Source organism: Lysobacter sp. ISL-50, assembly GCF_018612875.1.
Lineage (GTDB): Bacteria > Pseudomonadota > Gammaproteobacteria > Xanthomonadales > Xanthomonadaceae > Lysobacter.
In genome coordinates this window covers 1-13,859 of record NZ_JAGGRI010000025.1, presented here as the reverse complement: position 1 = coordinate 13,859, position 13,859 = coordinate 1, and the positions used below count along the sequence as shown (strand labels likewise).

Annotated in this window: 16 protein-coding genes and 1 pseudogene; all 17 read left to right on the top strand. The window is 68.8% G+C overall.

Annotated elements, in window-relative coordinates; genetic code table 11:
* The first annotated feature begins 2 nt into the window (after positions 1 to 2).
* Positions 3 to 761, top strand: a complete 759-nt coding sequence (locus J7J50_RS15935) for a flagellar biosynthetic protein FliR (protein WP_215057457.1) — start codon at positions 3 to 5, stop codon at positions 759 to 761.
* A complete protein-coding gene (locus tag J7J50_RS15930; protein ID WP_215057456.1) occupies positions 758 to 1,828 on the top strand; it encodes an EscU/YscU/HrcU family type III secretion system export apparatus switch protein in 1,071 nt (356 codons plus the stop codon). Before J7J50_RS15935 ends, J7J50_RS15930 begins: the two co-directional genes overlap by 4 nt.
* Positions 1,825 to 3,933, top strand: a complete 2,109-nt coding sequence (locus J7J50_RS15925) for a flagellar biosynthesis protein FlhA (RefSeq protein WP_215057455.1) — start codon at positions 1,825 to 1,827, stop codon at positions 3,931 to 3,933. The genes J7J50_RS15930 and J7J50_RS15925 overlap by 4 nt, the downstream gene beginning before the upstream one ends.
* A gap of 13 nt (positions 3,934 to 3,946) precedes the next feature.
* Positions 3,947 to 4,702 carry a flagellar hook basal-body protein gene (locus tag J7J50_RS15920; RefSeq protein ID WP_215057454.1) on the top strand — a complete coding sequence of 252 codons (756 nt, stop codon included), beginning with the start codon at positions 3,947 to 3,949 and terminating at the stop codon, positions 4,700 to 4,702.
* A gap of 3 nt (positions 4,703 to 4,705) precedes the next feature.
* Entirely contained in the window at positions 4,706 to 5,479 is a 774-nt protein-coding gene (locus J7J50_RS15915; protein ID WP_215057453.1) for a flagellar hook-basal body protein, read from the top strand.
* Positions 5,480 to 5,529: 50 nt separating this feature from the next.
* Positions 5,530 to 6,078 carry a flagella basal body P-ring formation protein FlgA gene (locus tag J7J50_RS15910; RefSeq protein ID WP_215057452.1) on the top strand — a complete coding sequence of 183 codons (549 nt, stop codon included), beginning with the start codon at positions 5,530 to 5,532 and terminating at the stop codon, positions 6,076 to 6,078.
* Positions 6,075 to 6,689: a flagellar basal body L-ring protein FlgH gene (locus tag J7J50_RS15905; protein ID WP_215057451.1), complete on the top strand. Its 615-nt coding sequence runs from the start codon at positions 6,075 to 6,077 to the stop codon at positions 6,687 to 6,689. The genes J7J50_RS15910 and J7J50_RS15905 overlap by 4 nt, the downstream gene beginning before the upstream one ends.
* A gap of 5 nt (positions 6,690 to 6,694) precedes the next feature.
* Entirely contained in the window at positions 6,695 to 7,828 is a 1,134-nt protein-coding gene (locus J7J50_RS15900) for a flagellar basal body P-ring protein FlgI (RefSeq protein WP_215057450.1), read from the top strand.
* 29 nt (positions 7,829 to 7,857) lie between these two features.
* Positions 7,858 to 8,223, top strand: coding sequence for a hypothetical protein (locus J7J50_RS15895; protein WP_215057449.1), 366 nt, complete (start codon positions 7,858 to 7,860; stop codon positions 8,221 to 8,223).
* A gap of 2 nt (positions 8,224 to 8,225) precedes the next feature.
* Complete coding sequence (flgC, locus tag J7J50_RS15890) at positions 8,226 to 8,687, top strand: flagellar basal body rod protein FlgC (protein ID WP_215057448.1); 462 nt, start codon at positions 8,226 to 8,228, stop codon at positions 8,685 to 8,687.
* Positions 8,684 to 8,995 (top strand): flagellar hook-basal body complex protein FliE, encoded by a 312-nt coding sequence (fliE, locus tag J7J50_RS15885; RefSeq protein WP_215057447.1) that lies wholly within the window; start codon positions 8,684 to 8,686, stop codon positions 8,993 to 8,995. The genes flgC and fliE overlap by 4 nt, the downstream gene beginning before the upstream one ends.
* Before the next feature lies 1 nt (position 8,996).
* Complete coding sequence (gene fliF, locus J7J50_RS15880; protein WP_215057446.1) at positions 8,997 to 10,484, top strand: flagellar basal-body MS-ring/collar protein FliF; 1,488 nt, start codon at positions 8,997 to 8,999, stop codon at positions 10,482 to 10,484.
* Positions 10,465 to 10,989, top strand: coding sequence for a hypothetical protein (locus J7J50_RS15875; protein ID WP_215057445.1), 525 nt, complete (start codon positions 10,465 to 10,467; stop codon positions 10,987 to 10,989). Before fliF ends, J7J50_RS15875 begins: the two co-directional genes overlap by 20 nt.
* Positions 10,986 to 11,672 (top strand): hypothetical protein, encoded by a 687-nt coding sequence (locus J7J50_RS15870; RefSeq protein ID WP_215057444.1) that lies wholly within the window; start codon positions 10,986 to 10,988, stop codon positions 11,670 to 11,672. The genes J7J50_RS15875 and J7J50_RS15870 overlap by 4 nt, the downstream gene beginning before the upstream one ends.
* A 1-nt stretch (position 11,673) precedes the next feature.
* A complete protein-coding gene (locus J7J50_RS15865) occupies positions 11,674 to 13,008 on the top strand; it encodes a FliI/YscN family ATPase (RefSeq protein ID WP_215057443.1) in 1,335 nt (444 codons plus the stop codon).
* Positions 13,005 to 13,454: a hypothetical protein gene (locus J7J50_RS15860; RefSeq protein WP_215057442.1), complete on the top strand. Its 450-nt coding sequence runs from the start codon at positions 13,005 to 13,007 to the stop codon at positions 13,452 to 13,454. Before J7J50_RS15865 ends, J7J50_RS15860 begins: the two co-directional genes overlap by 4 nt.
* A pseudogene (locus J7J50_RS15855) lies at positions 13,451 to 13,859 on the top strand (hypothetical protein); the annotation flags it as partial. The gene J7J50_RS15860 and the pseudogene J7J50_RS15855, both read left to right, overlap by 4 nt.

The following is a 13,859-nucleotide window of genomic DNA, read 5'->3' as shown; positions in this document are numbered from 1 at the left end:
GCATGAACGCCTACGTCACCGCGATCGCGCTGCTGTCCCTGCGCCTGGGCCCGGTATTCGTGCTGTCGCCGCCGTTTTCGCTGATCCGGGTGCCACAGCGCGTGCGCGTGTGCCTGGTGCTGGCGCTGTCGGCGCTGCTCGCGCCGGTGCTGCCGATGCAATTGCCGGCCACCGAAGGCGCGTTCGTGGTCTCGGCCTTGTCGGAAGTGCTGATCGGGCTGACCTTCGCGCTGGCGCTGCAACTGGCGTTCGCGGCGCTGTCGTTCGCCGGACGCGTGCTCGACGTGCAGGCCGGCTACGGCCTGGCGATGGTGATCGACCCGGGCACGCGCGCGCAGTCGCCGCTGTTCGGCACCATCTTCGTCATGGCCGCGGCGGTGATCTTCTTCGCCAACAACGGCCATCTGGAACTGGTGCGCGTGCTCGCCGCCAGCGCCCACGCGATGCCGATCGGCCTGCCGATGCTGGCCGGCAGCCCGCAGGCGCTGATCGGCTATCTGAGTCTGGTGATCAGCACCGGCTTCGGCGCGATCGCGGCGGTAACGGTGACCTTGTTCCTGATCGATCTGACCATCGCCTTGCTGTCGCGCGCGTTGCCGCAGATGAACGCGTTGATGCTGGGCCTGCAGGTCAAGACCATCGCCACCCTGGTGATGCTGACGCTGTCGGCGGGGCTGCTGGCGCCGGTGGCGCTGCGGCTGATCCGCTACTCGCTGGATTTCATGACCTCGGTGAGCGTGAGTTCGGGGAGCGTGCCATGAGCGGCGACACCGATCTCAACAAGTCCGAGCAGGCGACACCGTACAAGCTCGAACAGGCGCGCAAGAAAGGCATCATCGCCAAGAGCCAGGAACTGGGCATGGTGGTCAGCCTGGCCTGCGCCGGCGGCTATATCTACGCGCGCGGCGACGTAATGTTCGCGCGCCTGGGCGCCTTGAGCGAACGCGCGCTGAGCGAATCGGCGGCGATCAACGGCGGCGGCCAGGCGCTGCTGCAATGGCTGCAGCGGCTGGTGGTGGAAACCGTCGATGTGATCGCGCCGCTGATCGGCGTGGTCCTGCTCGGCGCGCTGCTGGCGACGCTGGCCCAGACCGGCGTGCTGTTCGCGCCGGCGGCGATGAAGCCGGACTTTTCCAAGATCAATCCGATGCAGGGCCTCAAGCGGGTGTTCTCGCTGCAGACCCTGATCGAAGCGGCCAAGGCCTGCTTCAAGATGGCGGTGTACAGCGGCATCTGCCTGCTGTTGATCTACCAGGTCGCGCGCACCCTCACCCACGCCGGCCGCGGCGCGCCCGGCATCGCCCTGTCGCTGTCGTCGCTGGGCATGAAGCTGCTGATGTTCTTCCTGCTGGCCGCCGCGGTCTTCGCCGCGATCGACCAGATCCTGGTGCGGCGCATGTTCGCCCGGCGCATGCGCATGAGCAAGCACGAGCAGAAACAGGAAATCAAGCAGCGCGAAGGCGATCCGCGGATCAAGCAGCGGCGCAAGCAGCTGCAGCGCGAACTGCTGCAGCGCGCGCAGAGCATGCGCAACGTCCGCGGCGCCGACGTCCTGGTCACCAACCCCACGCATTACGCGATCGCGTTGAAATACGAGTCCAAGAAGATGCTTGCTCCGACCATCGTGGCGAAAGGTTCCGGCGAATTCGCCCTGCGCCTGCGCAAGCTGGCCTTCGTCTACGGCGTGCCGGTGATCGAATCGCGCCTGCTGGCGCGGCAGCTGTTCCATAAGGTGCCGATCGAGCGCGAAGTGCCCGAAACGCTGTACCGCGACATCGCCGCGATCTACCTGCGCCTGCGCGGCCGCGGCGCACAGGCGGCGGCATGAACGCGATCGTGTCCAAGAGCTGGTTCTCGCGCCTGGGCAAGCACGCCGACCTGGCCCTGGTCGGCGCGGTGCTCGGCATCCTGCTGATCCTGTTCATCCCGATTCCGCCGGCGCTGCTGGACCTGCTGATCCTGGTCAACTTCGCCTTCGCCCTGTCGATCCTGCTGATGACGTTCTACGTCGCCCGGCCGGTGGATTTCTCGACCTTCCCGTCGTTGTTGCTGATCGCGACCTTGTTCCGGCTCGCGCTCAACATCGCCGCGACCCGCCTGATCATGTCCGGCGCCGAGGCCGGCAACGTGATCCGCTCGATCGGCGAGTTCGTGGTACAGGGCAATTTCGTCATCGGCCTGATCGTGTTCTTCATCCTGATCGTCGTGCAGTACGTGGTGGTCACCGCCGGCGCCCAGCGCGTGTCGGAAGTGGCCGCGCGCTTCGTGCTCGACGCCATGCCCGGCCAGCAGATGAGCATCGACGCCGACCTCAACATGGGTCTGATCGATCAGGAAGAAGCCAAGCGCCGGCGCAAGGAACTGGAAAAGGAAGCCGGCTTCTACGGCTCGATGGACGGCGCGAGCAAGTTCGTCAAGGGCGACGCGATCGCCGGCATCGTGATCCTGCTGATCGACATCCTCGGCGGCTGGGCGGTCGGCGTGGCGCAGATGGGCATGGCCTGGCACGACGCGCTGCGCACCTTCACCCTGCTGACCATCGGCGACGGCATCGTCACCCAGGTGCCGGCGCTGGTGATCTCGGTCGCCACCGGCATCATCGTGACGCGTTCGGCCTCGGACAACGAGCTCAGCGCCGAAGTCGTGCGGCAGATGGTGCGCTTCCCCAAGATCCAGCTGATGGTGGTGCTGGCGCTGATGGGCCTGCTGACCCTGCCGGGCATGCCGAAGTGGCCGCTGCTGATCCTGGCGGCGCTGGCGGCGGTGATCTTCCTGATCATCCGCCGGCAGAAACGCGAATTGCCGGCGCTGACTGAAGAAACGCAGGACAAGACCGATGCCGCCGCGGCGACCGCGGTGCCGCCGATCGAGATCGCGTTCGGCCCGGCGCTGGCGGCGGCGTGGCTGCCGATGCAGAGCGTGCTGACCGATCGCATCGCCTCGTTCCGCAAGCATTACTCCAAGGACATGGGCGTGATGGTGCCGGCGGTGGTGTTCCGCGACGAGCCCATGTCCGGCGCCAACGACTACCGCATCTATCTGTTCGGCGATCGCTTCGCCGAGGCCACCATCCACGCCGACATGACCCTGGCGATCCACGCCTCCGACAAGGCCGGCAAGCTCGCCGGCATCGCCACCAAGGACCCGGCTTTCGGCCTGCCGGCGGTGTGGATCGACAACGAACTCGGCGCGCAGGCGCGGCAGTTGGGCTATACGCCGGTCGATTCGGTGACGGTGCTGGTCACCCATGCGATCGAAGTGGTCAAGGCCAACATCGCCATGCTGCTGTTGCGCTCGGAAGTGATGACCCTGCTCGAGGGCGTGCGCACGCGCCAGCCGGGGCTGGTCGAGGAACTGGTGCCCAACGTGCTGGCGATCAGCGACGTGCAGCACGTGCTGCAGGGCCTGCTGGAAGAAAACGTGTCGATCCGCAACATCGACCTGATCGTGGAAGTGCTGGCCGACAGCGGCCGCCACGAGAAAGATCCGGCCAAGCTGGTGGAAGTGATCCGCCGCCGCCTCGGCCACAGCATCTGCCGCGCCATCCAGGGCGACAAGGAGGCGCTGTCGGTGCTGACCCTGGACCCGGCGGTCGAGAACCGCATGCTGCAGAACCTGCTCGAAGCGCAGGACGCCAGCAACAGCTTCGTCCTCGATCCGCGCATGGCCGAGAGCTTCCTCGGCCGCCTGATCAAGCTCAACGAATCGATGATGCGCAAGAACCTGTCGCCGGCGCTGCTGTGCCGTCCGGAGATTCGCCGCGCGCTGCGCCTGTTCACCCGCCGCGTCGCGCCGCGCCTGTCGGTGCTGTCGATGAACGAGATTCCGCATTCGATCAGCCTGACTTCGTTCGGCACCGTCAGCGCCGATCTGCCGGCGGTCGAAACCGCCGCGACCGCGAACGTTTTCAAACCCTTCGCCGCCAGTTCCTGAAAGGACGCAATGCATGGATAACCTGATGCTCGTGGCGACCCAGTTGATCTCGCGCGAATCCCAGCGCGTGGAGGTCAGTGCCAACAACATCTCCAACGTCGCCACGCCCGGCTACAAGCGCCAGGTCGCGTTCCAGAGCGTGCTCGGCGCCGAAGCGGCGCAGCAGTTGCTGGAACAGGCCACGCAAACGCCCGCCGCCGCCCAGGCGATGAGCCGCGCGACCGATTTCTCCGCCGGCAAGCTGCAGCACACCGGCAATCCCTACGACCTCAGCGTCACCGGGCCGGGCTTTCTGCAGCTGGCGACCGATCAGGGCTCGGTGTACGCGCGCACCGCCTCGCTGCACCGCGACGCCGACGGCCGTCTGCTCACCGCGCAAGGCTGGCGCCTGCAAGCGGCCGGCGGCGGCGACGTGGTCGTCTCGGGCGAGAACTGGAAGCTGGAGCGCGACGGCACCGTGGTCGATGCCGGCAATCCGGTCAGCGCGGTGCGCCTGGTCGAGTTCGAAGACCTGAGCAAGCTCACCCGCGCCGGCAGCAATTACTTCGCCGCCGCCAACGACGCGCGCAGCAGCGAGAACCGGCCCGGCGCCGCCGGCACGCTGGCCAGCAGCGTGCAGCAAGGCTATGTCGAGGCGGCAAACGTCTCGGTCGGCAACGACATGATCCAGATCATGGAAGCGATGCGGCGCATCGAGTCCGGACAAAAACTCGTCCATGTCTACGACGACATGGTCGGCACCGCACTGCAACGCTTAGGGGGCATGTAAGCAATGAACGGAATCTTCTATATCGGCGCGACCGGTCTGGACGCGCAGGGCAAGGCGGTGGAAACCGTCGCCAACAACGTCGCCAACATCAACACCGCCGCCTACAAGCGCGGCACGGTGTCGTTCTCGGAACTGCTCAGCACCGATCCGGCCAACGCCGGCGCGGCGCCGGGCGATGCCGCGCAGCGCGTCGCCGCCGGCGTGATGGCCAATCCGACCCTGCACGTGTTCACCCAGGGCGAACTGCGTCCGACCGGCAACACCCTCGACATCGCCATCCAGGGCGAAGGCTTCCTGGAACTGGCCGCCGCCGACGGCCAGACCACGCTGTGGCGCGGCGGCACTTTGCGCATCGGCAGCGACGGTTATCTGGCCGCGGCCAACGGCACGCCGCTGGCGGCGATGATTTCGGTGCCGGCCGATGCCGAAGGCGTGCAGATTTCCAAGACCGGCCAAGTCATGGCGACCATTCGCAACGAACGCACGCCGGTGGAAATCGGCCAGCTCGACCTGGTGATTCCGGCCGATCTGCAGCGCATGGAATCGCTCGGCGACGGCTTGTACCAGTTGCCCGACGATCAGTTGTCGGTGAGCCGCGCCACGCCCGGCGAGGACAAGGCCGGACAATTGGTGCAGGGCTTCAGCGAAGCGTCCAACATCAAGCTCGCCGATGAAATGGTCAGCCTGATGATCTATCAGCGCGCCTACGCCTCCAACGCCCGGCTGGTGCAGATCGGCGACGAGCTGATGGGCATCGCCAACGGGCTCAAGCGCTGAACATGATCGCTTCGGCGCCCGCTCCGGTTTCGGTTTCGGCTCGCATGGGCTTGCGCGCGCTCGCGTGCGCGGCGCTGATCGCGCTGGCCTCGCCGCTGGCCGCTGCGGCCGCGGTGAAAGTCGACAGCGCAGTCGAGGGCCCGACCTCGGCCGACAGCGCACCCGCACAGACCGCCAGCCACGCCGCCGTCGCCGAGCGCGCCTGCCTGCGCGTGCTGGGTCCGGTCGCGCGCGGGCAAGCCCTGCGCGCCGCCGACGTGCGCGGCGAGCGCTGCGGCGCCGACACGGTCGTGCAACGCGCGCACTACGACCGCGATTCCGGCCTGGTGCGCGCGCCGGTCGATCTCGTCGCCGGCGACGCCATCGCACCGGTCGCGGCGAGTCTGTTCGCCGACGTGCGCCAGGGCGACAAGCTCGCGCTCATCTACCGCGACGGCCCCATCGCAATATCGCGCAACGGCGTCGCCGCGCGCGACGCCAAGGCCGGCGCGCCGGTGCGCGTGGCGATGGGCGACGGCGCCATCGTTACCGCGCCGGTCTCGCCGCGGCCTTCGTCTTCGTCCATCCCGTCTTCATCCCTCGCAGGGGAAACGCCATGATCCGCCCCACCCGCCCGCCGCGCGCGCGCATGCCGCTGGCCGGCCTGCTGCTCGCCGGGCTGACTGCGCTGAGCGCGCTCGCGCCCGCCGCCGCGGCCGATCTGTATCGCGAAGAATCGTTCCAGGCCCTGACCTCCGATCGGCGGGCGCAGCGCGTCGGCGATCTGATCACCATCTTGGTCTACGAAAACTCCAGCGCGCGCAACACCGCCGACACCACCACCAAGACCAACGTCGGCATCGGCGGCAACATCAAGACGCTCGGCGACACCAGTTCCGACTTCACCGTCGGCCTGGGCGACAACTACGGCGGCCGCGGCCAGATCCAGCGCAGCGGCAACCTGCTCGCGCAGATCAGCGCCACCGTCACCGGCACCTATCCCAACGGCGATCTGGCGGTCTCCGGCGAGCAGCGCATCAACGTCAACGGCGAAAAGACCCAGATCCGCCTCAGCGGCAAGATCCGTCCGGTCGATATCGCCCAGAACAACACCATCCTGTCGAGCCGCATCGCCGACGCCAGGATCGACTACACCGGGGACGGCTACATCACCGATCGCACGCGCCCCGGCCTGATTCCGAAAATTCTCGCCTGGTTGGGGCTGTGGTGATGTCCATGCGTTGCTTACTCGCCCTGTGCGTCGGCGCCGCCGTGTGTTTCGGCGCGATCGACAACGCCCGCGCCGCCGAAACCGCGTCCGGCTCGGTGCGGCTCAAAGACCTCGGCCGCTTCCTCGGCCGCCGCGACAACATGCTGGTCGGCTACGGCATCGTCACCGGCCTGTCCGGTTCCGGCGACGCGCCGCGCAACCAGGCCACGCGCCAGGCCATGCAGAACCTGCTGTCGCAGTTCGATCTGGTGGTGCCGGTGGAACAGATCCAAAGCCGCAACGTGGCGATGGTGATGATCACCGCGACCCTGCCGGCCACCTCCAACGTCGGCGACAAGATCGACGTCAACGTGACCTCCACGGGCGATGCGCGCAGCATCGCCGGCGGCACCTTGATCATGAGCCCGCTGCGCGGCCCGGATAAGCGCGTGTATGCGCTGGCCCAGGGCCCGGTCACCGTCGGCGGCTTCCGCTTCGACGGCAACGGCAATCTGCGCCAGAAGAACCATCCCACCGTCGGCGTGGTGTCCGAAGGCGGCACCGTGGAAGTTCCGGTGCGCGCCGAGCTGGTCGCCGACAACGGCCATCTGGACTACATCCTCAAGAACGCCGACGCGGTCACCTCCGAGCGCATCGCCGCGCGCATCAACGAATCGATGGGCTCGGGCGCGGCCACCTCGCTGGACCCGGAAACCGTGCGCATCCGCGCGCCGCAGAACCCGGGCCGGCTCAACGCCTTCGTCGCTTCGATCGAAGGCCTGTCGGTGATTCCGGACGTGGCATCGCGGGTGATCATCAACGAACGCACCGGCACCATCGCCGCCGGCGGCGACACGCGCATCTCGCCGATCACCATCTCGCACGGCGATCTGCGCGTGTCCATCGACACCGAGTACACCGCTTCGCAGCCGAACTTCATCGGCATCGCCGACGACTCGGTGCGCAGCCTGATCGTCGGCAACAGCCGCCTGGGCGTCGAGGAAGGCGACCAGCACGTGGCCATGTCCTACAAGCAGACCACCGTGGCCGAACTGGTCGCCAGTCTGGCCAAGGCGCGGGTCAACACCCGCGACGTGATTTCCATTCTTCAAGCGATCAAGGCCGCCGGCGCGTTGCACGCCGACCTGGTCGTCCAATAACCGCCGCACCGCACTCAGGGGAAAGCACCATGACATCGCCGGTCATCGAAGCGATCGTAAGCAAGGCCCTGGACGGCCTGCATCTGCGCGAAATCGCCACCGCCCACAACGTCGCCAACGCCTCCTCGCCCGGTTTCGTGCCGGTGCGGGTGAGCTTCGAGGGCGAACTGCAGCGCCTGGCCGCGGCCACCGCCGATCTGGCGCCGGAACTGCGCGCGGCCGAGTTGTCCTCGCTGCAGCCCGGCGTCGCCGCGGCGACCGATCCGTCCGAGCGCAGCGTCAAGATCGATCAGGAAATCGCCATCGCCTCGGAAACTTCCGCGCGCTACGCCATGCTGATCGGCATGCTCAACCGCAGCCTGCAGATGCAGCAGCTGGCGATCCGGGGGAGCTGAGCATGAGCGACTCATTGTTCGCCATCGCCCGCTCGGGCATGGACGTGGAACGCCTGCGCATGGAAGTCGTCGCGCAGAACCTGGCCAACGCCGGCGCCGTGCGCGGTCCCAACGGCGAGAACTACCAGCCGATGCGATTGATCTCCGGCCCGGGCTCGACGCCGTCGTTCCAGCAAGTGCTGGGCCAGTCGGCGCAGAGCTATTCGCTGCACGCGCCGGGCGATCTGAGCGGCACCCGCAGCTACGGCGTGCAGGCCACCGCGACGCCGCCGCGGATCGTCCACGACCCGGCCAATCCCATGGCCGACAAGGACGGCAACGTCGCCTACCCCGGCGTCGATCATGCCGGCGAGATGGCGCTGATGGTGCAGACCCAGCGCGTCTACGAGGCCAACGTCGTCATGTACAACTCCGCGCGCTCGATGTACATGCGCGCGATGGATATCGGAGGCAACAACCCATGAGCATCGACGCACTCGCCGCATTGATGTCGGCGCAATCGGCCGGCGCCGCCGCGCCGTCGCTGGCGGCCGCGACCGCCGCCCCGCCCGCGCAGAGCTTCGGCTCGATGCTGCTGGCCAACGTGATGCACGCCGACAACTCCGTGCAGGCCGCCGAGAAAGCGGTCGAAAGCTTCGCGCTCGACGGCCGCACGCCGCCGCACCAGGTCATGATCGCGCTGGAAGAAGCGCGCATGTCCCTGCATTACGCCCTCCAGGTCCGCAACCGGCTGGTCGAGGGTTACCAAGAACTGATGCGCATGCAGCTCTGACATGAACGCCGAAACCGTACCCTCGGGCTGGATCTCCCGTCTCAGCACCGATTCGCGCAGCCGCCAGATCGCCATCGCGATCGGGCTGTCGCTGCTGTTCTTCGCCCTGCTGCTCGGCGGCTATCTGCTGCTGCGGCCGCACTACATCGTGCTGTTCCGCGACCTCAAGCCGCAGGACGCCGCGGCGGTGGTCAAGGAACTGGAAAAGGAAAAGATTCCCTACCGCTACGACGAAGCCAGCAACGCCATCCTGGTGCCCGAAGGCGAGTCCAAGGCCGCGCGCATCAAGCTGGGCAGCGGCGATCTGCGCCTGCAGGACGTGGTCGGACTGGAGTTGTTCAAGGACTCCGACCTGGGCCTGACCGAATTCGCGCAGAAGGTGAACTACCAGCGCGCCTTGCAGGGCGAAGTCGCGCGCACGCTGATGTCGCTGGAAGAAGTGGACATGGCGCGGGTGCACCTGACCTTGCCGGAGTCGTCGATCTTCCGCCGCGAGCAGGTCAAGCCCAAGGCGTCGGTGACGATCTTCCCGAAGGGCAAGGACGCGCTCGGCGAAGACAGCATCCGCGGCATCCAGAAGCTGGTCGCCGCCTCGGTGCCGGGGATGACGCCGGCCGACGTGATCGTGCTGGATCAGCGCGGCGCCGCCGCCACCGCGGACGAAACCGGCGACGTGTCCGACCCGAAGTTCGCGCTCAAGCAGTCGATCGAGCGCAGCTACGAGAAGAAGATCTCCGAACAGCTCGCGCGCGTGCTGCGCGAGGGCAGCGCCAACGTCAGCGTCAACGCCGACATCAACTTCGACCAGATCCAGACCACGCGCGAAACCGGCACCGCGCCGGCGCCGGCCGCCGAGGCCGGATCGCGCGCGCTGCCGCCGTTGCCGACGGTGGCCGGCGGCAACGCCGCGCCGGCCGCGTCCGATCCCCTGCCGCCGCTGCCGGGCATCGCCATCGGCGCGCCGGCGGCGGCGCCGGTCAAGACCAATCGCGTGCTCGAACAGATCGTCTCCGCGCCGGGCACGGTCCGCCGCCTCAGCGTCGGTATCGTGCTCGACCGCGAGCAGCCGCCGGCGGTGATGGCCAAGATCGAGTCGCTGGTCGCGGCCACCATCGGCCTGGACAGCAAGCGCGGCGACGTGATCTCCACGGTGGTGCGCGATCCGGCGCTGCCGATCGCCGCGGCGTTGCCGGCGACCGGCCCGCTCGCGGGCGATTCGCTCGCCGTCGCCGACCACGCCGCAGCAAAGTCGCGTCCGCAGACCGCCGCCAGCAACACGGGTTGGGCCGGTTTCAACCTGGGCAGCGCGGTGTTGATCGCCGTGGCCGCTGCGCTGCTGCTGATCGGTTGGCTGGCCCTGCGCGCTCTGCGCGGCAACGCCCGCCGCGAGCAGCGTTCACTCACCCAGCAAGAGCGCCAGCAATTCGCCGCGCGCTTGAGGCTGCTGCTGGAAGCACAGGGGAATGCGCATGCCAAGTCCGAAACCTGAGCGAGAACTGCGCCGCGCGGTCAGCCAGCTGAGCCAGTACTCGATCGAAGACATCGAGGCGATCTGGTCGCAGCTCGATCCGCGCGAACAAGAACAACTGCGGCCGATGCTGGCCCAGGCCAGCGAACTGCTGCCGGGCACGCAACTGCCGGGGCTGCAACCGGTGCCGTCGCCGGCGCAGAACGATGCGATTGAACGGGTGCCGGCGGGCATGGCGGTTTACCTCGGCCGCCTGCCCGAAGCGGTCGCCGCGAGCGTGCTGTCCAGCTTCGAGCCGGCGGCGCGCGAATCGTTGTTGGCGGCGCTGCCGGACAAGGCCGCGCGCGAGCCGCTACGCGCTTCGGCGGGCAATGTTGCGCTGATGCCGGCGGCGCGGCGCGCGCTGCAGGCGGCGGCGATCGCGGCATCGCATGAGGTCGAACTCAGCGCGATCGAAACTCCCGCGCCGGCCGCCGCGCCGCGCCGCGGCCTGGCCGGCTTGCTGCGCCGGAGCCCGCGCGCATGAGCGTGATCAAGGCCGGCACCGTCCTGGTCAGCGGCGAGCGGCGTTCGACGCTGCAGACCGCGGTCGCGGGCGAAGCGCCGGCGGCGTTCGTCGATACCCAGGCGTTGCGCATCGCCGAGCTGGAAAAAGCCCTGGCCGACGCCAACGCGCGTCTGGCCGCGCTGGCCAAGTCGGCCGACGCGCGCGAAAAGCAGGCCCAGGAACGCGGCCACGCGGACGGCATGGAGGCCGGAAAGACTCAGGCGCAACAGCGCCACGACGAACAACTCGAAGCGCTGGCGCACGGCATCGCCGACGCGCAGGAAAGTTTTCAGCGCGAACTCATCGAAACCGCGCAGCAGTGGTCGGTCGATCTGGCCCAGGCCGCGCTCGGCCGGGTGATCGGCGACACCGCGCTTTACGCCGAACTGATCGCGCGCACGGTGGCCCATCATCTGCGCTCGCTCGCCCACGACAGCGTGCTGGCGATCGAAGTGGCCAGCGTCGATTTTCCGGACGACGCCGCGCTGCGCGCGGCCTTCGCCGAACAAGGCGCGATGCCGTCCTATCAGGTCAGCGCGCAGACCGGCCGCGCCGCCGGCAGCTGCGTGATCAAGCTCAAGCTCGGTCGCCTGGACCTGAGTCTGCCTTCGCAGCGCCAGCGCCTGGACGCCGCGTTCGACTCCGCGCAGGGACGCGACTGACATGACCGCGCACGCGCTGATCGACGCCATCCGCCAAGTCGATACCATCGCCCGCCTGGGCACGGTCACGCGCATCATGCCGACCTTCATCGAGGCCGACGGCCCCGGCGTGCCGCTGGGTTCGCTGTGCCGCATCCGCCTCAACGCGCACGGCGGCGACAGCGCTTCGACCTTGCTGGCCGAAGTGGCCAAGGTCGAAACCGGCCGCATCACCCTGGCGCCGTACGGGCCGGTGTCGGCCGCGCACATCGGCGACACGGTCGAAGCGTTGCGGGTGGGCGCGAGCTTTCCGGTCGGGCCGAATTATCTCGGCCGCATCGTCGATCCGATGGGCGTGCCGCTCGACGGCGGCGAAGCCATCGACGGCCCGCTGGAATCGTGGCCGCTGGCCGGTGCGCAGACGCCGGCGCTCGACCGCCTGTCGCCGCGCGCGCCGCTGGAAACCGGCCTGCGCAGCATCGACGCCTTGCTGACCCTCGGCATCGGCCAGCGCGTGGGCATCTTCGCCGGCAGCGGCGTGGGCAAGACCACTCTGCTCGCCGATCTGGCCAGCCACGTGCAGGCCGATGTCTGCGTGCTGTGCCTGGTCGGCGAACGCGGCCGCGAGGCCGACGACTTCTGGCAGCACGCACTGACCGAACAGGCGCGGCAGCGCTCGGTGATGGTGGTGGCGACTTCCGACCAGCCGGCGATCCTGCGCGCGCGCAGCGTGCTGGTCGCGCTGTCGCTGGCGGAATACTTCCGCGCCCAGGGCAAGCACGTGCTGTTGCTGCTCGATTCGATCACCCGCTACGCCCTGGCGCTGCGCGAGATCGGCCTGGCCGCCGGCGAGCCGCCGACCTTGCGCGCCTACACCCCGAGCGTGTTCTCGGCGCTGCCGAAGGTGATCGAGCGCTGCGGCGCGCTGCGCCAGGGCGGCGCGATCACCGCGTTGATGACGGTGCTGGCCGAGACCGACGACATCGACGACCCGATGACCGAAACCCTGCGCGCGCTGCTCGACGGCCATATCGTGCTGACCCGCGCGCTGGCCGAACAAGGCCACTATCCGGCGATCGACGTGCCGCGCAGCATCAGCCGCGTGTTCGGCCAGGTCACCAGCGCCGAACACCGCGCCGCGGCCAAGACCGCGATCGCCCAGCTGTCGCTGTACGAGACCTCGCGCACGCTGGTCGAATCGGGCCTGTACTCGGGCGGCTCCAACGCCCAGCTGGACCGCGCGCTGCGCACGCGTCCTGCGCTGATCGATTTCCTGCGCCAGGAGAGCGGACAAAGCCACACCGGCGCGCAGAGCATCGCCCGCCTGCACGAACTGGTCGGCGGAGCCAAGCCATGAGCCGCGAACGCCTGCACCAGCTCGACGAAGTCGCGCAGCTGCTGCGCCTGCGCCTGCAGAACGCGCAGATGCGCGCGGCGATGCTGCGCCGCGATGTCGATGCCGCGCAGCGCGCGTTCGACACCGCCGGCGCGCAACGCGACGAGATCGAAGCCGGCTGGCGGCGTTCGTTGAGCGACGGCGCGGGCCTGGATCTGAATTCGCTTTCGGCCTGGCGGGCGATGGCGCACGCCGCGCAATCGCGCTGCGGCGCCGCCGAGCAGTCCTTGCGCAACGCGCGCGAAGCGCTCGACGACTTCGGCCGCGAACTGATCCGCCACCAGAACCTGTCCGAGCGCGGCGACGAACTGGCCGATCGCGAGCGTACCGCGGTGGCGCGCAAGCACGACGACAAAGTCAGCAACGCCATCCTGGAACGGCACAACGCGATGGAAGTGCAAGCATGAAAGTAAGCGGACCGATCCTGCCGCCGCCCTCGCCGCCCGCGCCGTCCGGCGCCGGCGCCGCCAAGGGCCAGGCGCGCGGACAGTTTCAGAACATGATCCAGCGCCTGGAAAGCGACATGTGGGCGGGCGCCGACGCCGGCGCTTCGGCGGTCGCGCCGGCGCCGCCGCGCGCACCGGTGCGCGGCGGCGGCCCGGTCGCCGCGCCGGCGAAGCTGACGCCGGCCAGCACCCTGCGCGACCCCTCGCTGCCGGCCGAAACCGAAACGCCCGCGCCCAAGCGTTACGACATCCGCGACATCGTCGCCGCGCAGGCACCGCTGGCCGCGCCGGTCGCGAGCGAGCGCGCCCGGCCGGGCGAACCGCTGGCCGCGTTCGCGCCGATGCAAGCGCCGCGCGCCCGCGCCG